13 protein-coding genes are annotated in these 20792 nt (G+C 68.0%); 9 read left to right on the plus strand and 4 right to left on the minus strand.

The genetic code is table 11. From position 1 onward, the window contains the following. Positions 1 to 161: 161 nt before the first annotated feature. A complete protein-coding gene (locus FN976_RS17355; protein ID WP_145894297.1) occupies positions 162 to 614 on the plus strand; it encodes a hypothetical protein in 453 nt (150 codons plus the stop codon). A gap of 68 nt (positions 615 to 682) precedes the next feature. On the opposite strand, the gene FN976_RS17360 is transcribed toward FN976_RS17355, so the two are convergent. Next, positions 683 to 1564, minus strand: coding sequence for a DUF72 domain-containing protein (locus tag FN976_RS17360; protein ID WP_145894298.1), 882 nt, complete (start codon positions 1562 to 1564; stop codon positions 683 to 685). 143 nt (positions 1565 to 1707) lie between these two features. On the opposite strand from FN976_RS17360, the gene smc reads away from it, so the two are divergent. Genes smc through def form a run of 5 tightly spaced genes read left to right on the plus strand, consistent with a single transcriptional unit; the run spans position 1708 to position 9352 of the window. After that, the gene (smc, locus tag FN976_RS17365; protein WP_145894299.1) at positions 1708 to 5223 is read left to right on the plus strand and encodes a chromosome segregation protein SMC; all 3516 of its coding nucleotides are present in this window, start codon (positions 1708 to 1710) and stop codon (positions 5221 to 5223) included. Continuing rightward, positions 5220 to 6248 (plus strand): cell division protein ZipA C-terminal FtsZ-binding domain-containing protein, encoded by a 1029-nt coding sequence (locus FN976_RS17370; RefSeq protein ID WP_145894300.1) that lies wholly within the window; start codon positions 5220 to 5222, stop codon positions 6246 to 6248. The genes smc and FN976_RS17370 overlap by 4 nt, the downstream gene beginning before the upstream one ends. After that, positions 6245 to 8311: an NAD-dependent DNA ligase LigA gene (gene ligA / locus FN976_RS17375; protein ID WP_145894301.1), complete on the plus strand. Its 2067-nt coding sequence runs from the start codon at positions 6245 to 6247 to the stop codon at positions 8309 to 8311. The genes FN976_RS17370 and ligA overlap by 4 nt, the downstream gene beginning before the upstream one ends. A gap of 60 nt (positions 8312 to 8371) precedes the next feature. Further along, entirely contained in the window at positions 8372 to 8794 is a 423-nt protein-coding gene (locus FN976_RS17380; protein ID WP_145894302.1) for an STAS/SEC14 domain-containing protein, read from the plus strand. An 18-nt stretch (positions 8795 to 8812) separates the two neighbouring features. Then, positions 8813 to 9352, plus strand: a complete 540-nt coding sequence (def, locus tag FN976_RS17385) for a peptide deformylase (protein ID WP_145894303.1) — start codon at positions 8813 to 8815, stop codon at positions 9350 to 9352. Here the strand turns inward: def and FN976_RS17390 are convergent. Genes FN976_RS17390 through map form a run of 3 tightly spaced genes read right to left on the minus strand, consistent with a single transcriptional unit; the run spans position 9349 to position 15294 of the window. Further along, positions 9349 to 11832, minus strand: coding sequence for an alginate lyase family protein (locus FN976_RS17390; RefSeq protein WP_145894304.1), 2484 nt, complete (start codon positions 11830 to 11832; stop codon positions 9349 to 9351). The two genes, def and FN976_RS17390, sit on opposite strands and share 4 nt — an antisense overlap. Before the next feature lie 37 nt (positions 11833 to 11869). Further along, complete coding sequence (locus FN976_RS17395) at positions 11870 to 14494, minus strand: [protein-PII] uridylyltransferase (RefSeq protein WP_145894305.1); 2625 nt, start codon at positions 14492 to 14494, stop codon at positions 11870 to 11872. Next, on the minus strand, positions 14491 to 15294 hold the full coding sequence (gene map / locus FN976_RS17400) for a type I methionyl aminopeptidase (protein WP_145894306.1): 804 nt from the start codon (positions 15292 to 15294) through the stop codon (positions 14491 to 14493). Before map ends, FN976_RS17395 begins: the two co-directional genes overlap by 4 nt. 113 nt (positions 15295 to 15407) lie before the next feature. Between map and purL the strand changes: the two genes are divergently transcribed. From purL to FN976_RS17415, 3 genes are read left to right on the plus strand one after another with little or no spacing between them, the layout of a single operon-like run. Then, positions 15408 to 19364: a phosphoribosylformylglycinamidine synthase gene (purL, locus tag FN976_RS17405; protein WP_145894307.1), complete on the plus strand. Its 3957-nt coding sequence runs from the start codon at positions 15408 to 15410 to the stop codon at positions 19362 to 19364. Then, the gene (locus FN976_RS17410; RefSeq protein WP_145894308.1) at positions 19361 to 19768 is read left to right on the plus strand and encodes a chorismate mutase; all 408 of its coding nucleotides are present in this window, start codon (positions 19361 to 19363) and stop codon (positions 19766 to 19768) included. The genes purL and FN976_RS17410 overlap by 4 nt, the downstream gene beginning before the upstream one ends. Continuing rightward, positions 19765 to 20754, plus strand: a complete 990-nt coding sequence (locus FN976_RS17415; RefSeq protein ID WP_145894309.1) for a Bug family tripartite tricarboxylate transporter substrate binding protein — start codon at positions 19765 to 19767, stop codon at positions 20752 to 20754. Before FN976_RS17410 ends, FN976_RS17415 begins: the two co-directional genes overlap by 4 nt. Positions 20755 to 20792 lie beyond the last annotated feature (38 nt).

The following is a 20792-nucleotide window of genomic DNA, read 5'->3' on the forward strand; positions in this document are numbered from 1 at the left end:
GGGCGGGATTATCTCCGCCACCGCGGACCAGTCCGCGTGCAGTACCGGGCTGCGCGACTTTTGGTATCAGGAACCGACTCTGGCATGAAATAGCGGCACTGAGCGGGGCCGCAACCACGAAAGTGCAGGCACAAGCATGTGCTTGGGCCACCTGGATCTCCATGACGATCCGTGCGATCTCCCCCCGCTCCGCGGCTTTTGTGACCCTGATGGCTGCCGCCGCCGCCCTCACCGGCTGCTATGTGGTGCCCCTGCAGCAACCCCAGCCCGGTCCCGCCGTCATTCACGTTCCCACGCCACCGCCACCCGGGCCGGTGACTTTCACCGCGCGGCTGTACCCGTCGAACGACCTGGCGTCCCAGTATGGGATGGTCGGGGCACTGGTGACCAACGACCTGAACGGCCGGGGCCACTTCAGCACGAACATCGGTGGCGAAGCCTTCACCGGGGAAGCGACGCGGCACGCAGGTTCGCCGCGGGACGGAGTGGCCAATGGCGCGGGCAACCGCGGCGGCTACATCAACTGCCGCTACACCATGAACTCGCCGACGCTGGGCACGGGCACCTGCCGCCTCTCCACGGGCGCCACGTTCACCATGCACGTGGGCAGCTGAGAGGATCCAGCCCGCCGTTGCGCGGGCGCATCTCCGGAGGTGGCGGCGCGACAGCCATGGCGCGCATGTTAGGCAGCCGGGTCTCCTGCCAGCCCGATCAGCTCGCGCGCATTGTCCGGCGCGTGGCGCTTGTCGGTGTTGTCGAAATAGCAGTAGACGTCACGGCCGGTACGCACCGGTGGGCGCTCTCGCGTGATGAGGCGCGCATCGCTCACCTGCCGGCCGTCCCGCCAGGCCCGCACCAGCCGCGCCCAGCGTCGCAGTTCCTCGCTCGTGTAGCGGCTGTTGTACAGCTCGGTCGATCCATGCAGGCGCATGTAGACGAAATCCGCGGTGACGTCCTCGTACAGGGGCCAGGGCTTGGGGGTGTCCGCCACCACCCAGGCGACACCGTGCTTGCGCAACTGGCGCACGAAATCGGGCGTGACGAAGCTGGCATGGCGCACTTCGACGGCGTGGCGCCAGCGGCGGTTGCGCTGGGGCTCCAGGCTGGCCCGTCCTTGCAGGCGTTCATCGTGTCCGGCCGCCAGCTTGGCGGCGGCCGCGGCTGTCTTCGGGAGGAGCCGGAAGAACGCCTCGAACAGCGCCGGGTCGTACTGGAGATTCGGCGGAAACTGCCAGAGGATGGGACCGAGCTTGTCGCCCAGCTCGAACAGCCCGGACGCGAGGAAATTGGCGAGCGCCTGTTCGACCTTGCGCAGGCGCAGCATGTGGGTGATGTAGCGGCTGCCCTTGACCGCGAAGACGAAGCCGGGCGGCGTCTGCCGCGCCCACATCGCGTAGCTGGAGGGCCGTTGCAGCGAATAGAACGAGCCGTTCAGCTCCAGCGAGGGGAACTGGCCGGCCGCGAACTGGAGCTCGCGCGCCTGCGCCAGCCCCTTCGGATAGAAGTGCCCGCGCCAGGGCGTGTAGCGCCAGCCCGAAACACCGATGAAGGCCTTGCCCGCCATGCCCTGTTTTTGCCAGAAACCGGCGGGGCGCGGTGGTCTCTACCACAAGTCGTTGCAAGCGCCGCCCCAGAGCGGAAAGAACGCTTTCGTCCGCACGGTATCATTCCCCGCTCTTTCAGAACCAGCATCACGGGCGAGGGGTCGTGCGTCTCACTTCCATCAAGCTTTCCGGGTTCAAGTCCTTCGCGGAACCCACCAATTTCCTGTTGCCCGGCCAGCTGGTCGGCGTGGTGGGCCCCAACGGCTGCGGCAAGTCCAACATCATGGACGCGGTGCGCTGGGTGCTGGGCGAATCGCGCGCCAGCGAGCTGCGCGGCGAGTCGATGCAGGACGTCATTTTCAACGGCACGAACACGCGCAAGCCATCGTCGCGCTCTTCGGTCGAGCTGGTGTTCGACAACGCCGACCACCGGGCCGGCGGCCAATGGGCGCAGTTCGCCGAGATCGCCGTCAAGCGCGTGCTGACCCGCGACGGCACCAGCAGCTACTACATCAACAACCAGCCGGTGCGCCGGCGCGACGTGCAGGACGTGTTCCTGGGCACGGGTCTCGGGCCGCGCGCCTACGCCATCATCGGCCAGGGCACGATCAGCCGCATCATCGAATCCAAGCCGGAAGAGCTGCGCCTGTTCCTGGAGGAAGCGGCCGGCGTCTCCAAGTACAAGGAGCGGCGGCGCGAGACGGAGAACCGCCTCTCGGACACCCGCGAGAACCTCACGCGGGTGGAAGACATCCTGCGCGAGCTGAACGCCAACCTCGACAAGCTGGAGAAACAGGCCGAGGTGGCGCAGCGCTACAACACGCTGCAGGCCGACGTGACGCTCAAGCAGCACCAGCTGTGGTTCCTGAAGCGCGCCGAGAGCGAAACCGACCAGGGGCGGATCAAGGCGGAGGCCGACAAGGCCGTGAACGACCTCGAATCGCGCGTCGCCGACCTGCGGCGCATCGAAAGCGAGCTGGAAACCATCCGGCAGGCCCACTACGCCGCCGGGGACCAGGTGAACCAGTCGCAGGGCCTGCTCTACGAAGCCAGCGCCGAGGTCGGCCGGCTGGAGGCCGAAATCCGCTTCGTGGTGGAGGGCCGCCAGCGCGTCGAGCAGCGCCTGGTCCAGCTGAAGGAGCAAGCCGCCCAGTGGGTGGCACGCAAGGACGAGGCCACGGCCGAGACCGAGAACCTGGCCGCCCTGGGCATCGAGGCCGAAGAGAAGGCCACCGTGCTGGCAGCCCAGGTGGAAGACCAGGGCCTGCAACTTCCCGACTTGGAGGAAGCCCTGCGCCAGGCGCAGGCGCGCTCGTCCGAACAGCGCGGCGCCGTGGTGCAGGTGCAGCAGCAGATCCAGGTGCTGGCGGCCGACCAGCGCAACATCGAGGAGCAGTCGCGCCAGTTGAACCAGCGGCGCGAACGCCTCGTCGTCGACCGCAATGCGCTGGCGGCGCCGGACGAGGCGCGCCTCGTCAACCTGCAGGCGCAACTGGCCGCCGCCCAGGACGCCGCCGAAACCGCCGATGCGCGCCTGCATGAGTTGCAGGAGCAGGTGCCGCAGCTCGACGAAGACCGCCGGGCCAAGCAGCAGTCCGTCAACGCCGAAAGCGGCAAGCAGGCCGACCTGTCGGCGCGCATGGAAGCCCTGAAAGCCTTGCAGGAGAAGGTGCGCACGGACGGCAAGCTGCAGCCCTGGCTGGCGAAGCATGGCCTGGGCGGGCTGCAAGGCCTGTGGACGCGCATCCACATCGAGCAAGGTTGGGAAAGCGCCCTGGAAGCCGCGCTGCGCGAGCGCATGAACTCGCTGGAGATTTCCCGGCTGGACATGGTGCGCGCGTTCGCGAACGACGCGCCGCCCGCCCGCCTGGCGTTCTACAGCCCGCCGCCCGCGGGCGTGCCGGAACCCGCGGCCGCGCTGCCGCGCCTGGCCGACCTGCTGCGCCTGAACGACGCCGGCCAGAAGGCCTTGCTGTCCGACTGGCTGCACGGCTGCTACACGGCGGCGAGCTTCGAGGATGCCCTGGCGGCCCGCGAGAAGCTGCAGGCCGGCGAAGTGATCTACGTGAAATCCGGCCATGCGGTGAGCCACCACAGCGTGAGCTTCTACGCGCAGGATTCGGAGCAGGCCGGCTTGCTGGCCCGCCAACAGGAGATCGAGAACCTCGAGAAGCAGCTGCGCGCGCAGACGCTCATCCATGAGGAAGCGCGTTCGGCGCTGGTGCGCGCCGAGGCGGCCTACACCGATGCCTCCCAGCGTCTGATGGCCGCACGCCGCGAAGCGGCCGAGACGCAGTCGAAGTCCCACGAGCTGCAGGTCGAAACCCTGCGCCTGACCCAGCTGGCCGAGCAGACCCGCGCCCGAAGCGAGCAGATCGCCGGCGACCTGGCCGAAGTCGATGCGTTGCTGGAGGAACTGCAGGAGCGCCGCGTCGCCGCCGAAGGCCGCTTTGAAGAGCTGGACATGCAGCTGGCCGACAGCCAGGAGCGCCACGCCCAGCTCGACGAGCGTGTCATCGAGGGCGAACGCAAGGTGGCCGAGGCGCGCGAGCAGCATCGCGGCCTGGAGCGCCAGGCGCAGGAGGCGCAGTTCGCCCAGCGCGCGCTCGAAGCCCGCAAGGGCGAGCTGCAGCGCGCCATCGAGACTGCGACGCAGCAGGCCGCCTCCATCGCCGCGGAAGAACAGCGCGCACAGGACGAGTTGACGCGCCTGACCGACGCTGCCGCGCAGGCCGGCCTGCAGACCGCGCTGTCGCTCAAGCTGGAACGCGAGCAGGTGCTGGGCGCCAAGCGCAGCGAATACGACGACCTCACCGCCAAGCTGCGCGCGAGCGACGAACGCCGCCTGCAACTGGAGCGCGAGCTCGATCCGCAGCGGCAGCGCATCACCGAGCTGCAATTGAAGGAACAGGCGGCGCGTTTGGGCCTGGAGCAGTACACGCAGCTGCTGGCCGACGCCCAAGCGGACCTGGAAGCCGTGGCCCTGTCGATCACGCAAGGCAACGTGCGCCTCACCGGCCTGCAGTCCGAGATCGACCGGATCCACCGCGAAGTAGCCGCCTTGGGCGCCGTGAACCTGGCTGCGCTGGAAGAACTGACGACCGCGCGCGAGCGCAAGCAGTTCCTGGACGCCCAGTCCGCCGACCTGAACGAAGCCATCACCACGCTGGAAGACGCCATCCGCAAGATCGACGGCGAGACCCGCGAGCTCCTGGGCAGCACCTTCCAGACGGTCAACGAGCACTTCGGCAAGATGTTCCCCGAGCTCTTCGGCGGCGGCAACGCGCGCCTGGTCATGACGGGCGAGGAGATCCTCGACTCCGGCGTGCAGGTGATGGCGCAGCCGCCCGGCAAGAAGAACCAGACCATCCACCTGCTCTCGGGCGGTGAGAAGGCATTGACGGCGATCGCGCTCGTGTTCGCCATTTTCCAGCTGAACCCCGCGCCGTTCTGCCTGCTCGACGAGGTCGACGCGCCCCTGGACGATGCCAACACCGAGCGCTATGCCAAGCTGGTGACCAGCATGAGCCGCGAGACGCAGTTCCTCTTCATCAGCCACAACAAGATCGCCATGGAAATGGCGGAACAGCTGATCGGCGTGACGATGCAGGAGCAGGGCGTCTCGCGCATCGTGGCGGTCGACATGGAGTCGGCGGTGTCGATGGCCGAAGCTGCATGAGCGGTTTCACGGTCGGCCTGGCGATCCTCGGTGGGTTGATCCTGGCGGCGCTGGTCGCCTACAACGCCTGGACGACGCGGCGCAACACGCCGAAGCAGCCTGATTTCGTGGTCACCAAGACGAGCGAAGCAGGCGAAACGGTGCGTGCGGAGCCGACCTTCGATCCTGTCGTGACCATGGGCCCGATCCCGGTGCCGGAGCGCAAACCGGGGCTGGACGCGCTGATCGACGTCCTGGCGCCCATCGTCATCGACTCCGTGGTCACCGGTGAAGCGGCGCAGGCGGCCCTGCCGCCCACGCGACGCGCCGGCAGCAAGCCCTTCGCCATCGAAGGCCGCAACGAGACGACGGGCGAATGGGAAACGCCGCGCGCCGGCCAGCGCTACAACGCCTTCCAGGCCGGTGTGCAGCTGGCCAACCGCAATGGCGCGCTCAACGAGATCGAATATTCCGAGTTCGTCGTCAAGGCGCAGGCCTTCGCCGATGCCGTCAACGGCGCGCCCGAATTCCCGGAGATGCTGGACGAGGTGGCGCGGGCCCGCGAGCTCGACCAGTTCGCCAGCGCGCACGACGCGCAACTGGGCTTCACCTTGCGCGCCCGCGCCGCGGCGTGGAGCCCCGGGTACCTGCAGCAGCACGCCGCGAAGCTGGGGTTTGTCGCCGGCGCGCTGCCGGGCCGGATGGTGCTGCCCGCAGCGTCGAACGGCGGCTCACCGATCCTGGGGCTCTCGTTCTCGACCCAGGCGGCGCTCGCCGACGACCTCTCGCAGTCGGCCATCCGCGAGGTGACGCTCAGCCTCGACGTGCCGCAGGTGCCGCGCAGCGAACAGCCGTTCATGCGCATGCGTGACGCCGCCATCGCATTGGCTGCCTCGATGGAAGGCTTGATCACCGACGACAACGGCACGGTGCTCGCCAACGATGCGCTGGATTTCATCGGCGCCGACCTCGAAGACCTCTACGACACGCTGGACGCGCGCGACCTCTCGGCCGGGTCACCGCAGGCACGGCGCCTGTTCTCGTGAAGGCGCAGATCCCTGCCGCCGTCGCCGAGCGCGCGGACGCGCTGCGGCAACTGCTGCACCACCACGCCCACCGCTACTACGTGCTGGACGATCCGGAGCTCCCGGATGCCGAGTACGACAAGCTGTTCCGCGAGCTGCAGGAGCTCGAATCCGCGCATCCGGAGCTGTTGACGCCGGATTCGCCCACCCAGCGCGTGGGGGGCAAGGCACTCGAAGGTTTTGCCAAGGTGCGGCATCGCGTGCCGATGCTGTCGATCCGGACGGAAACCGACATCGAGGCCACGGGCGCGGAGAACTTCGACGGCCGCGTGCGCCGTGAACTGGGCCTGAAGGAAGGCGATCCGCCGGTCGAATACGTTGCCGAACTCAAGTTCGACGGCCTGGCCATCAACCTGCGCTACGAGAACGGGGTGCTGGTCCAGGCCGCGACGCGTGGCGATGGCGAGATCGGCGAGGACGTCACGCAGAACATCCGCACCATCGGCCAGATTCCGCTGAAGCTGCCGCAGGATGCCCCGCCGGTGCTGGAGGTGCGTGGCGAGGTCTACATGCGCCGCGACGATTTCGAGAAGCTGAACGAGCATCAGCGCGAGAAGATCGCCCAGGGCATGAAGAACGAGCGGACCTACGTCAACCCGCGCAACGCGGCGGCCGGGGCCGTGCGCCAGCTCGATCCGGCCGTGTCGCGGCAGCGGCCGCTTTCCTTCTTCGCCTATGGCTCGGGGGAGGTCACGCCGGCGGAAGCGGGCGGACCGGACTTCCGCAGCCACTACGAGGCGCTGCTCACGCTGCGCTCCTGGGGATTCCCGGTGTCCGCCCGGACGCAGCTCGCCACCGGCGCGGCCGAACTCGTCGCTTTCCACCAGGCGGTGGGCCAGGAGCGCGACAGCCTGCCGTTCGACATCGACGGCGTGGTCTACAAGGTCAACAGCTTCGCGCTGCAGAAGCAGATGGGCTTCGTCAGCCGCGAGCCGCGCTGGGCCGTGGCGCACAAATACCCGGCGCAGGAGCAGTTGACGACCGTCGACGCGATCGAGGTGCAGGTGGGCCGCACCGGCAAGCTGACCCCGGTGGCCAAGCTCGCGCCCGTGTTCGTGGGGGGCGTCACCGTGACCAACGCGACGCTGCACAACGAGGACGAGGCGCGGCGCAAGGACGTGCGGGTGGGCGACACGGTGATCGTGCGGCGCGCCGGTGACGTGATCCCTGAGGTCGTCGCCGTGGTGGCCGAGAAGCGGCGGGCCGATGCGCCGCAGTTCACCATGCCGCGCACCTGCCCCGTGTGCGGCTCGGAAGCCCTCCGCGAGGAAGGCGAGGCCGACTACCGCTGCACTGGCGGCCTGTTCTGCGGCGCGCAGCGCATGGGTGCCATCCTGCACTACGCGCAGCGGCGCGCCCTGGACATCGAGGGCCTGGGCGAAAAGCTCGTGGAACAGGTGGTGGAGGCCGGCATCGTGCGGACCCTCCCGGACCTGTACCGGCTGGGCCTGACCTCGCTGATGGCGCTGGAGCGCATGGGCGAGAAATCCGCCCAGAACCTCCTCGCCGGCCTGGAGAAATCCAAGCAGACCACGTTGCCCCGCTTCCTCTATGGCCTGGGCATCCGGCATGTGGGTGAGTCGACGGCGCGCGATCTGGCACGCCACTTCGGCAAGCTTGACGCCATCCTGGACGCGAGCGTCGACCAGTTGCTGCAGGTGCCGGACGTCGGGCCGATCGTTGCCGAGAGCGCCCATGCCTTCTTCCAGCAGCCGCACAACCGCGAGGTCATCGAGCAGTTGCGCGCCTGCGGCGTGCATTGGGAAGAGAGCGAACCGGAAGCCCAGGCGCCCAAGCCGCTTTCGGGCAAGACGGTGGTGCTCACCGGCACCTTGCCGACCCTGAGCCGCGATGAGGCCAAGGACCTGCTGGAGGCGGCCGGCGCGAAGGTCGCTGGTTCGGTCAGCAAGAAGACCGACTATGTCGTGGCGGGCGGGGAGGCGGGCAGCAAACTGGAGAAGGCCCGCGAACTGGGGATCGTGGTTCTGGACGAAGACGGGTTGAAAGCGTTGCTCCAGGGCTGAACGGGCCCTGTGGCGATTTTGCATATCGCCAGCGCGCATCATTCTTGCTACAACTCAACCGTGGCAGAAGAAGACCAGCACTCACGTTCCAAGGGCTACAAGGTGAAAGTCACCCAGGAAGCGGGCTATGCCCGGCTGACGGTGGTGGGGAAGCCGACGTTCGATGAACTGCTCTCGCTGATCCACGTGGTGGGCGTGCACAGCGGGGAATGGCCGGGGGAGCTGCTGCTGCTGGACCTGCGCGGCATCTTGACGCGCTATTCCCGGGAGCAGGAATACCGGGTCGGCCAGGAGATCGTGACCAGCCTGGGGCACCTGCGTCGCATCGCTTCGATCGTGCCCACCGACCGGATCACGCGCCTCGCCGAGCGCGCAGCCAGGCGCAGTGGGTTGCGGGTGCGAGTATTCGACGACAAGGCGGAGGCGGTGGAGTGGCTGACCGGGAGTGATGGCGGCCAGGACGTGCCAGACTCTTCACCATGATTCTGTAGGATCGCCATCATGGCCATCCGAGACATCCTGAAAATGGGCGACACCCGCCTGCTGCGCGTCGCCCAGCCGGTGAAGAAATTCAACACGCCCGAGCTTGCCGAGCTGCTCGCCGACATGGAGGACACGATGAAAGCGGCGAGCGGCGCAGGACTGGCGGCGCCGCAGATCGGCGTCGACCTGCAGGTGGTGGTCTTCGGGACCGATGCGCCCAACCCGCGCTACCCGGATGCGCCGCCGGTACCGAAGACCGTGCTGGTCAATCCGGTGATCACGCCTGTGGGCGAGGAAGAGGAGGACGGCTGGGAAGGCTGCCTGTCCGTCCCGGGGCTGCGCGGGGTCGTGCCGCGCTGGCGCCGCATCCGCTACCAGGGCTTTGACGCCCAGGGGCGCCCGATCGACCGGGTCGCCGAGGGCTTCCATGCCCGTGTGGTCCAGCACGAATGCGACCACCTGATCGGCAAGCTGTACCCGATGCGCGTTCGCGACTTCGCGCAATTCGGCTACACCGACGTGCTGTTCCCCGGGCTGGATGCGGCGGACGACGACTAGGGCCGGAACCGAGAGATCGAAATGCGGCGGCCGCTTGGCAGGCTCAGCACAGCCGAGGTCGTGCTGCTGAACTCCAATGTCACCTGGCCGACGTTCGCGTTTCCGACAACGGGCCTCCTGTACGCGCCCCCCAGGCTCTGCCCGAAGGCGTATTGCGCCCAGGTGCCGAGATAGCGGCCGGCCCCGCCGGTCGAGGTCAAGGTGGCCCCATACCAGACGCCCCGCCCGCTGTCCTCATACATGTAGCCGCCCAGCACCATCACGCCGTCCTGTACTTCCAGCACGAAGCCACGCCCGTTCTCCGTGGGATCCCACCACACGCCTGTCTCGGGCTCACCAAGAGGCTGCGGGCTGCGCGCACCGCCACTGCCGAAATCGAAGCGTTCGATGGGAACACTGCCGCCGGCCCACGTGAGCACGCCCGCATGCCCGGTGGAAAAGGACACGGTAACGCTTCCCACCGCTTGTGCCCCAGCGGGCGGCTTGTACGGTCCGCCCAGGGTCTGGCCGCCGCGGTACTCGAGCAAGGTGCCCGCGTAAGTGGCGCCCCCGCGGTTCTCAAGCGGCGCTGCATACCAGACTGCCTGCCCGGCGGCGTCGAACAGGTAGGCACTCAGCAGCAGGCCGTCCCCGTGAGGTGTGATGGCGAAGCCCCTGCCATCCTCCACTCGGTTCCACCACCAGCCCGCATTGGGCAGCGCGATGGCCGCGCTCCTCGTCCCGGCGTGGAAACAGCTGGCGTTGCCGCCGGCATGCGGGTGCGTGAGGGGCCGCGCGTTCACGACGCCGCCGCGAATGAGCTGGGCCAGCCGAACCGAGTTTGGGTGATCCGGGAAGCGCGCACCATAGGCTTCGAGCCAGGCGGAATACGTCGAGCCGCCGACGGCCTGCACGACCCCCACCATGTCGAAATCCGGATAGGCGGGCGCGTTGCTGCAGTTCGAGGCATCCGCGCCCGCATAAGCCCGCATCAATGCCGGGTTGTCCACCGCATCGAGCAGGAATTTGACGGCGGTGTGCAGCGACTTGCCATCCACGGCTAGCGCGTACGCGTCGTAGCCCTGCACCGCCGCCAGTTCGGCGATGAACACCAGGTTGAGCAGCATGGTGTCCTGGTAGCGGTAGGCGCATGCACCTCGCGCCACTTCCCGTGGGAAGCTGCCATCCGCGCGCATCTGGTGCAGGCCCATGACGACTTTTTCCATGCCCTCGGCCACTGCGAGCCTGTCACCCTGGACGATGCCCCAGGCCATCTTCATGCCTCGGCTGAGATAGCCCGTGTTGAAGGGCGCCTCCCCGTTCTGGATGCCGCCGGGTGGTTCGGTGGAAAAGGCGACCAGGCGATCGAACCAACGGTCGATGAGCACCCTGTCCGTCGGCATGACGAGCGGGTCATGCCGCAGCATGCTCCAGGTTTGCAGGACGGGCAGCATGGACCACAAGATCTCGTACTTCTGGCGAAAATCTTCCTGGTTCGGCTGGCCCACGACGATCCCGGGGAAGGCCGACAGCGCGTCAGCGGCGGCCCAGCTGCGCAAATGATCGAGCAGTTGCCTGGCGATGGCCGGGTTGCCCGTAGCCAGAAAGTCCGAACCGTAGCTGCTCATGAAATCCCGGAACCGGCCCAAGGCCTGCTGCTCCATGCATTCCGTTCCTGAGCAGGTCAGGGCGACGATGGGCGGATGCGTCGGCTGCGGGACGGAAAAAACGATGCTCGCGTGGGTGCCCGCCGATGCAGCCAGACTGGCGCGGTCCCACAGGGGACTGGAAGCGCCCGGCTGCGTCGTGAACTGCGTGGCGCCCATCACGACGTCCGGCAGCTTGCGCGCCAGGGCCAGCACCATGCTCCGCAGTTCGGCGGGGAGGCCCGCGATGCCGTCAACTCTGGCAGTACCGCCAGCCGTGTCGGCATTCAGGTACACGTCGGCCATCCCCGCGATGCCCCTCAGGTTGGGGTCGGTGCTTGGAAACAGTTCCAGCCGTAGCACCGGCTCGTCGCGCTGCCGGTTGTAGGTGAGTCCGAAGCGCGGGTAGGCGATGCCCTCGGAGTTGCGCAGATCGGTGAACGCGATCTGCGCGTACTCGCGCACACGCTGCTGGCCGCCTTCCACGTAGCGGGTCTCCCACACCGTGATGGCGGCCGATGCGAAGGTGACGGTGGGCAGCGAGGCCGCTTCCGCGGCCAAAGGATTGACGGCGCAGAAATCCAGGGCCTTGCGACCGCCGAGTGCCGCTAGTTCGGCGCGCCGCTTGTCCACGTCCACCAAGAGCTTGCCCGGCCTGTTGACGGAGAAATCCTCGAACCGCCGCCCGCCGATGACCGATGTGTCGACCGTGAAACAGGTGGCGGGTGGCAGTTGGGGCCCCGGGCACACTTGGGCCGTGCGACTCCATGCAGGCTCGGGGGCCAGCACCAGCGCCCCCGCCAGGATCGCGAGGAGGGAGACACTGTGTGCCTGCATGGACGTGGGCGGCTTCATCGATGGAGTATGCGCGCCATCGCCGGCTGAGCGGCGGTCAGGCGGAGATCGCCTCCAGCAGCTCCGTCTCGATTTCGATCTGCCGCCGGTTCTGCTGCAGCTCCGCACCGTCGATCAGGAAGGTGTCCTCGACGCGTTCGCCCAGGGTGCTGACCTTGGCGAGCTGCAGGTTGATCTTGTGCCGCGCCAGCACGCGCGCCACGGAATACAGCAGGCCGACGCGGTCGCTGGCGGAGATCGAGAGCAGCCAGCGCTGCGCCTTCTCGTCCGGCCGGAGGTCGATGCGTGGCGCGATCGGGAAGCTCTTGACCCGGCGCGACACGCGGCCGCGGCTGGGTGGCGGCAGCGGCCCGGCGGTGTTGATCGTCAGCGCCAGTTCCGACTCGACCATGCTGCACAGCTCCCGGTAGTGGTCGGGCAGCATCGCCGTCACCACCTGGAACGTGTCGAGCGCATAGCCGTTGGTCGCGGTGTGCACCTTGGCGTCGAGGATGCTGAAGCCGGCCTGGTCGAAATAGCCGCAGATGCGCGCGAACAGGTCGGTCTGGTCCGGGGTGTACACCAGCACCTGCAAGCCTTCGCCCACGGGGGACAGGCGCGCGCGCACGATGACGCGGTCGCCACCGACGTGGCGCGACACGTGGCGCGTGTGCCAGGCGATGTCGCTGGCGTCGTGGCGCATGAAGTAGCCGACGTCGAGCGAGTCCCACAGTTTCTTGTGCGCCTCGAAGGGCAGGGCGAACAGCTGCAGTTGCACCAGCGCGTCGCGTTTGCGGGCCTCCACCTCGGCGCTCGGGTCGGGGGCGCGCCCCCCCAGCCGGCGCAGGGTGTATTTGTACAGGTCCTCCAGCAGCTTGCCCTTCCAGGCGTTCCAGACCTTGGGGCTGGTGCCGCGGATGTCGGCCACAGTCAGCAGGTACAGGGCCGTCAGGTTGCGCTCGTTGCCCACGCGCTCGGCGAAGGCGCCGATGACGGCCGGGTCGCCCAGGTCTTCCTTCTGCGCGACGCGGCTCATCGCCAGGTGCTCGCGCACCAGGAATTCGACCAGCTGGCAGTCCTCGGCGGCGATGTCGTGCGCGCGGCAGAACCGCCGCACTTCGCGCGCGCCCAAATCGGAATGGTCGCCGCCGCGCCCCTTGGCGATGTCGTGGAACAGGGCGGCGATGTAGAGGATGTAGGGCTTGTCCCAGCCGGCGGCCAGCTGCGAGCAGAACGGATACTCGTGGGCATGCTCCGCCATGAAGAAGCGCCGGACGTTGCGCAGCACCATCAGGATGTGCTGGTCCACCGTGTAGACGTGGAACAGGTCGTGCTGCATCTGCCCGACGATGCGGCGGAACACCCACAGGTAGCGTCCCAGCACCGACGTCTGGTTCATGAGGCGCATGGCATGCGTGATGCCCTGCGGCTGCATCAGGATCGCGCGGAACGTCGCGTGGTTCACCGGGTCGTCGCGGAAGCGGGCGTCCATCACCTTGCGCGCGCTGTACAAGGCCCGCAGCGTCCGCGCCGACAGGCCTTTGACGCCCACGGTCGTCTGGTACAGCAGGAAGGTCTCCAGGATCGCCTGCGGCTGTTTCAGGTACAGGTCGTCGCTGGCCACCTCGATCATCCCGGCCTTCTCGAGGAAGCGCTCGTTGATCGGCCGCGGTTCCTGCGTCGCCGGGTTGAGCCGCTCCTCGATGTTGAGCAGCAGGATCTGGTTCAGCTGCGCCACCGCCTTGGCCGCCCAGTAGAAGCGCTTCATCAGCACTTCGCTCGCGCGTGAGACGACGCGTCCGTCGGCGCGCACCAGGGGCAGGTAGCCGAACGATTCCGCCACCGCGCCCTGCAGGTCGAAGACGAGGCGATCCTCCCGCCGGTTGGCGACCACGTGCAGCTTGGCGCGGATCAGGCTCAGCAATGCCTCGTTGCGCTTGATCTGGCGGGCCTCAAAAGGCGTCGCCAGGCCACGCCGCGCGAGCTCGTCCCAGCTCTTGCCGAAGCCCGCCGCGTTGGCCACCCACAGGATCACCTGCAGGTCGCGCAGGCCGCCGGGCGATTCCTTGCAGTTCGGCTCCAGCGAATACGGGGTGTTCTCGAACTTGGTGTGGCGCTGCCGCATCTCCAGCGTCTTGGCCACGAAGAAGTTGCGCGCGTCCACCGTCTGGCGGAAGCGGCCCTGGAACTCCAGGAAGAGCTTGCGCGAGCCGGTGATCAGGCGCGACTCGAGCAGCGAGGTCTGGACCGTGACGTCCCCCACGGCCTGGGCCACGCATTCCTCCACGGTGCGAACGCTCGACCCGATCTCCAGGCCGGCGTCCCAACAGCTGCCGATGAAGGCCTCGATGCGGCGCTTGAGCGGCGCGTCGCCGTCGGGCGATACGCCGTCGGGCAGCAAGAGCACCACGTCGACGTCGGAATGCGGGAAGAGCTCTCCCCGGCCGAAGCCGCCCACCGCCAGCAGCGCCACGCCGGCAGGCAAGCCGGCCTGCTGCCAGAGGGCCTGCAACGCACCGTCGGCGAGTTCGCTGAGGGCCTGCAGCAGGCCGCGGATGCCCCGGGTGGAAGCGCTGACGGCGCGCAGGCCGGCGATGACTTCGCCTTTGCGAGCGAGATAGGCTTCGCGGACCGCCTGGATGTCGCGGCCGGCGACAGCCGGCACCGCCGCGGCCTGGTTCATCCGTTGACGAAGGCCGGCGGTGGCGGACTCCCCGCCGAGAGCGTCAGCACCTCGTAGCCGGTTTCGGTCACCAGCACCGTGTGTTCCCACTGGGCCGACAGCGAATGGTCCTTGGTGACGATGGTCCAGCCGTCATTGCCGAATTCCTTCACGTCGCGCCGGCCGGCGTTGATCATGGGCTCGATGGTGAAGGTCATGCCGGGCTGCAGCTCTTCGAGCGTGCCGGGCTTGCCGTAATGCAGGACCTGCGGCTCTTCATGGAAGTTGCGGCCGATGCCGTGCCCGCAGAACTCGCGCACCACCGAGAAGCCCTGGCTCTCAGCGAATTTCTGAATGGCGAAGCCGACGTCGCCCAGGCGCACGCCTGGCCTCACATGGGTGATCCCATGCCACATGGCTTCATAGGTGATGCCGCACAGCCGCTTGGCGGCGATCGACGCCTCGCCGACCAGGAACATCCGGCTGGTGTCGCCGTACCAGCCGTCTTTGATGACGGTGACGTCGACGTTGACGATGTCGCCCTTCTTCAGCGGCTTGTCGTTGGGGATGCCGTGGCAGACGACGTTGTTGACCGAGGTGCACAGCGAGGCGGGGTAGGGCGGATAGCCCGAGGGCTGGTAGCCGAGCGTGGCGGACAGCGTGCCCTGCTTCTTCATGCATTCGGCTGCCAGCCGGTCGATTTCGCGGGTGGTGATGCCGGGCTTGATGTGCGGGGTGAGGAAGTCCAGCACCTCGGAAGCCAGCCGCCCCGCCGTGCGCATGCCTGCGATGCCCTGTTCGTCTTTGTACGTGATGCCCATGGGCCGATTATCCCATCGGGGCAAAGGCCCCGCAGTTAGAATCCTTGTTGCCCCGCGTCCCAGTCAGCGGCGCGGCGGCTCTCGAGAAATCCCCCAAGCGACCAGGCCATACCGTGTCCCTGCACATCACCGAGTTCGAGGGCGGCAATGCCCTCAGCGACTTCCGGGCCCAGCAACTCCTGCCCCGCCTCCAGGCCCTGTTCGAGGAGATCGAGGGCGTCGCCGCCCGGTACGTCCACCTCGTCGCCACCGAAGAGCTGCCATCGCACGTCGAGGACAACCGCCTCGGGCTGCTGCTGACCTATGGTGAGCCCTATGACGGCCCCAGCTCGGGCCCGCTGATCGTGGTGACGCCGCGGTTCGGCACGGTTTCACCCTGGGCGTCCAAGGCCACCGACATCGCGCGCAACTGCGGGCTGGCCGTCAAGCGCATGGAGCGCTTCGTCGAGTACCGGCTGGTCCTCAAGGGCAGCTGGTTGCGCGCCACGCGCGAACCCGGGGCGGAGACCCTGGCGGCGCTCGCGGCCCTGCTGCACGACCGGATGACCGAGAGTGTCGTGGCCGAGCGCCAGGACGCCATCCGCATGTTCCAGGAACTCGCGCCCCAGCCCATGGAGCACGTGGACGTGCTGGAGGGGGGCCGGGCGGCGCTCGAAGCCGCCAACAGCAGGTTCGGCCTGGCCCTCGCCGCCGACGAGATCGACTACCTGGTGACCGCATTCCGGGGCCTGGGGCGCAACCCGACGGACGTCGAGCTCATGATGTTCGCGCAGGCCAACAGCGAGCACTGCCGGCACAAGATCTTCAACGCCAGCTTCACCGTCGACGGCCAGCCGCAGGAGCTCAGCCTGTTCGGGATGATCCGCAACACGCACAAGCTGCATCCCGAGCACACTGTCATCGCCTATTCGGACAATGCCGCCGTGATGGAAGGCCACGCGGTCGAGCGCTTCCTGCCGGGCGCGGACCGGCTCTACGCCAAGACCGCGGCGACGCACCACGTGCTGATGAAGGTCGAGACGCACAACCACCCGACGGCGATCTCGCCTTTCCCGGGCGCTTCCACCGGCGCGGGGGGCGAGATCCGGGATGAGGGCGCCACCGGCCGCGGCGCGCGGCCGAAGGCCGGCCTGACGGGGTTCACGGTGTCGAAACTGTGGGACGGCCGGTTCGGCAAGCCGGACCACATCGCCAGCCCGCTGCAGATCATGACGGAAGGCCCGCTCGGCGGTGCCGCCTTCAACAACGAGTTCGGCCGACCCAACCTGCTGGGCTACTTCCGCGAGTACGAGCAGGAGGTGGCGGGCGTCGCCCGCGGGTACCACAAGCCGATCATGATCGCCGGCGGGCTCGGGCTGATCGATGCGGGGTTGACATCGAAGATCCCGTTCCCGCCAGGCACGCTGCTGGTGCAGCTGGGCGGCCCGGGCATGCGCATCGGCATGGGCGGCAGCGCCGCGAGTTCGATGGCGACCGGCACCAACACCGCCGACCTGGATTTCGATTCCGTCCAGCGTGGCAACCCGGAAATCCAGCGGCGCGCGCAGGAGGTGATCAACCAGTGCTGGGCGCTGGGCGAAGCGAATCCCGTCCTGGCCATCCACGACGTGGGCGCAGGTGGCTTGTCCAACGCCTTCCCCGAGCTGACCAACGATGCCGGCCGCGGCGCGCGTTTCGACCTGCGGCGCGTGCCGCTGGAAGAATCCGGCCTCGCCCCCAAGGAGATCTGGTGCAACGAGAGCCAGGAGCGCTACGTCCTGGCCATCGCCCCGGAATCGCTGGAGCAGTTCCGCGGCTTCTGCGAGCGCGAGCGCTGCCCGTTCTCGGTGGTGGGCGTCGCCACCGAGGAGAGGCAGCTGGTCGTCGCCGACGAAGGCGCCGACACACCTGTCGACATGCCGATGGAAGTGCTGCTCGGCAAGCCGCCCAAGATGCACCGCGACGTGACCCGCGTGCCGCGCGAGGTTTCAGCCATCGACCTGACAGGGGTCGCCTTGCAGGACGCCGCGATCCGCGTCCTTGCGCACCCGACCGTCGCGTCCAAGCGCTTCCTCATCACCATCGGCGATCGCACCGTCGGCGGCTTGAGCCACCGCGACCAGATGGTCGGCCCCTGGCAGGTGCCGGTGGCGGATTGCGCCGTGACCCTGGCCGATTACCGGGGACTCGCCGGCGAGGCGATGAGTGTGGGCGAGCGCACGCCCCTGGCATCGACGGACGCCGCCGCGTCGGGCCGCATGGCGGTCGCCGAGGCCATCACCAACCTGCTGGCCGCGCCGATCGAGCTGCCTCGCGTCAAGCTGTCGGCCAACTGGATGGCGGCGTGTGGCGAGCCCGGCGAAGATGCCGCGCTGTACGACACGGTGCGAGCCGTCGGCATGGAGCTTTGTCCGGCGCTGGGCGTTTCCATCCCGGTCGGCAAAGACAGCCTGTCGATGCGCACGCAGTGGAACGACGCGGAAGCCATGCGCAAGGTCACCTCGCCGGTGAGTCTGATCGTGACGGGCTTCGCCAGCATCGCCGACGTGCGCGGCACGCTGACCCCGCAGCTGGAGGCGACGCAGGACACCACGCTGGTGCTCGTCGATCTCGGCAAGGGTCGCCATCGCATGGGTGGCAGCATCCTGGCGCAGGTTCTCGAACAGCCGGGGGGCGCGGTGCCCGACCTGGACGAAGCGCAGGACCTGGTGAATCTCGTGACCGCCGTCAACGCACTGCGGGCACAAGGCCGGATCCTGGCTTACCACGACCGCAGCGACGGCGGCCTGTTCGCCGCGGCCTGCGAGATGGCTTTCGCCGGGCATGTCGGCATCGCGCTGAACGTCGACATGCTGGTGACCGAAGGCGACGGCATCAGCGACAGCCGCGCCGAGTTCGGCGACGCGAAGAACTGGGCCTCGCAGGTGAGCGCGCGGCGCGAGGAGCTGACGCTCAAGGCGTTGTTCAACGAGGAACTGGGCGTGTTGTTGCAGGTGCGCACCGAAGACCGCAATGACGTCATGCAGGTGCTGCGCACGCATGGACTGTCGAAGTTCAGCCACTTCGTCGGCAAGACCCGTCCCGCGTCGTCCGAAATCGATGCCGGCAAGGGCGAAGTGCAGGTCTGGCGCGACACCAGGACGGTATTCAGCGCCAAGCTGGCCGACCTGCACCAGGTCTGGGACAGCGTGAGCTGGAAGATCTGCCAACTGCGTGACAACCCGGTGTGCGCGGACAGCGAGCACGCGGCGGCCGGCGAGGCCACCGACCCGGGCCTGCACGTGCATATCCCCACTGAAATTCCGGTGACCCCGGCCTTGTTGCTCTCGCGCCCCAAGGTCGCCATCCTGCGCGAGCAGGGCGTGAACTCGCACGTCGAAATGGCCTATGTGTTCACCGAAGCCGGTTTCGATGCCTACGACGTCCACATGACCGATCTGCAGACCGGCCGCGCCTCGCTGGCCGACGTGCAGGGCATCGTCGCCTGCGGCGGCTTCAGCTATGGCGACACGCTGGGCGCCGGCATCGGCTGGGCCCGCAGCATCACCTTCAACCCGGTGCTGACCGGGCAGTTCCATGCGTTCTTCGCCCGCAGCGACACCTTCGGCCTGGGGGTGTGCAACGGCTGCCAGATGTTCGCCGAGCTGGCCGACATCATCCCTGGCGCTGAAGCCTGGCCGCGGTTCACCACCAATCGCAGCGAGCGTTTCGAGGCCCGCCTGTCGATGGTGGAGGTGCTGGAATCGCCCAGCCTTTTCCTGCGGGGCATGGCGGGCTGGCGCCTGCCCATCGCCGTGGCGCACGGCGAAGGCTACGCGGACTTCTCGCAGCGCGGCAACCGCGAGCGCATCGTTCCCGCCATGCGCTTCGTCGACAACGACGGCCAGCCCACCGAGCGTTATCCGTTCAACCCGAACGGCAGCCCGGGCGGGCTGACGGCGGTGACGACACCGGACGGACGCTTCACCGCGCTGATGCCGCACCCGGAACGCGTGTTCCGCAACGCCCAGATGAGCTGGACGCCGGGTGACGCGGCCGATTTCAGCCCCTGGATGACCTTGTGGCGCAACGCGCGCAGGTGGGTCGGATGACGAAGGAACCCGATCCGCAGGGCGGCGCGTTGCGCCGCTTCAGGGATCCGGCGTACCGTCCGCTCGCCGGCGACCTGGCCGGCATCCGCCGGGAGATCGACCGCATCGACGATGCCGTCGTGCGCCTGCTGGCCGAGCGCGCCATGTACGTGAAAGACGCCGCCCGCTTCAAGCACGATGCTTTCCAGGTGAGTGCGCCGGCGCGGCAGGCCCAGGTGTTCGCCCATGTGCGCGCGCTGGCCGCACGGCACAATCCTGCGTTCAACGGGGGCTTCGAAGGACTGCCGGAGGTGGTGGAAGCCGCTTACCGGGCCCTGGTCGCCGGCTATATCGCCAGCGAACAGCAGTACTTCGGCCAGACCGAACCCATTTCTCCATCTACCCAAGACGAAGTTCCTGAATGACCCAGCGCCGCAAACTCCTGCAAGCCCTGGCGGCCACGCCCGCTGTTCTCCTGGCCGGCCCCTGGTCGTCCGCACGTGCGCAGGGCGAATACCCCGCCAAACCGATCCGCCTGATCGTGCCGTTTCCCGCCGGCTCCACGCCCGATGTCTTCGCGCGCGTGGTGAGCGAGAAGGCGTCCCAGGGCTTGAAGCAAGCCATCGTCATCGAGAACCGCGCGGGTGCCGGCGGCAACCTGGGCACCGACCTCGTGGCCAAGGCAGCGCCGGATGGCTACACGATCGGCGCTTCCATCACCGGGCCTCTGGTGAACAACGTCGTGCTGTACAAGAAGATGCCGTACGACCCCTTCAAGGATCTCACGCCCATCACTTTCGGTGTGCACCAGGCCAACGTGCTGGCCGTCAGCCCGGCCCTCGGCGTCAACACGCTCAAGGAGCTGATGGACCTGCTGCGCAAGAACCCGGGCAAGTACAACTATGCGTCCATCGGCCTTGGCAGCCTTTCGCACCTGAGCATCGAGATGCTCAAGTCGCTGACCAACAGCTATGTCGTGCACATTCCTTATGGCTCGTCCCCCGCGGCCGTGACCAGCGTGCTGGCTGGCGACACGCAGATCGTGAGCCTGGCGCCGCTGGCCGTGATGCCCCAGGTGGCGGCGGGCAAGCTGAAGGCCATCGCGGTTTCCACTGCCAAGCGTGTGCCGCAGATCCCGAACCTGCCGACATTCCGCGAGTCGGGGGTGGATTTCGACGGCAGCGCCTGGATCGGGCTGGTCGCGCCCGGTGCGACACCGGCGCCGATCATCGAGCGCCTGAACCGTGAATTCGTGGCCGCCATGCGCGACCCCGCCATCAACGAGAAGCTGAGGTCGCAGTACATGGACGCGGAGCCGGGCACCCCGCAGCAGTTCGCCGCTTTCATGCAGGGTGAACTGAAGAAGTGGGGCCCTGTCATCAAGCGCAGCGGCGCGACCATCGACTCCTGAACCCCTTGGCCGGGACTTCCGCCAGCGCCCGTTTCGAC

The sequence above is a fragment of the Caenimonas sedimenti genome, assembly GCF_007833165.1.
GTDB lineage: Bacteria > Pseudomonadota > Gammaproteobacteria > Burkholderiales > Burkholderiaceae_C > Ramlibacter > Ramlibacter sedimenti.

What these genes read in the sequence shown, in the direction of transcription:
- FN976_RS17355 (WP_145894297.1), top strand. Translation starts at nt 162, where the DNA reads ATGACGATCCGTGCGATCTCCCCCCGCTCCGCGGCTTTTGTGACCCTG.
- FN976_RS17360 (WP_145894298.1), bottom strand. Translation starts at nt 1,564, where the DNA reads ATGGCGGGCAAGGCCTTCATCGGTGTTTCGGGCTGGCGCTACACGCCC.
- FN976_RS17370 (WP_145894300.1), top strand. Translation starts at nt 5,220, where the DNA reads ATGAGCGGTTTCACGGTCGGCCTGGCGATCCTCGGTGGGTTGATCCTG.
- def (WP_145894303.1), top strand. Translation starts at nt 8,813, where the DNA reads ATGGCCATCCGAGACATCCTGAAAATGGGCGACACCCGCCTGCTGCGC.
- FN976_RS17390 (WP_145894304.1), bottom strand. Translation starts at nt 11,832, where the DNA reads ATGAAGCCGCCCACGTCCATGCAGGCACACAGTGTCTCCCTCCTCGCG.
- FN976_RS17395 (WP_145894305.1), bottom strand. Translation starts at nt 14,494, where the DNA reads ATGAACCAGGCCGCGGCGGTGCCGGCTGTCGCCGGCCGCGACATCCAG.
- map (WP_145894306.1), bottom strand. Translation starts at nt 15,294, where the DNA reads ATGGGCATCACGTACAAAGACGAACAGGGCATCGCAGGCATGCGCACG.
- FN976_RS17410 (WP_145894308.1), top strand. Translation starts at nt 19,361, where the DNA reads ATGACGAAGGAACCCGATCCGCAGGGCGGCGCGTTGCGCCGCTTCAGG.
- FN976_RS17415 (WP_145894309.1), top strand. Translation starts at nt 19,765, where the DNA reads ATGACCCAGCGCCGCAAACTCCTGCAAGCCCTGGCGGCCACGCCCGCT.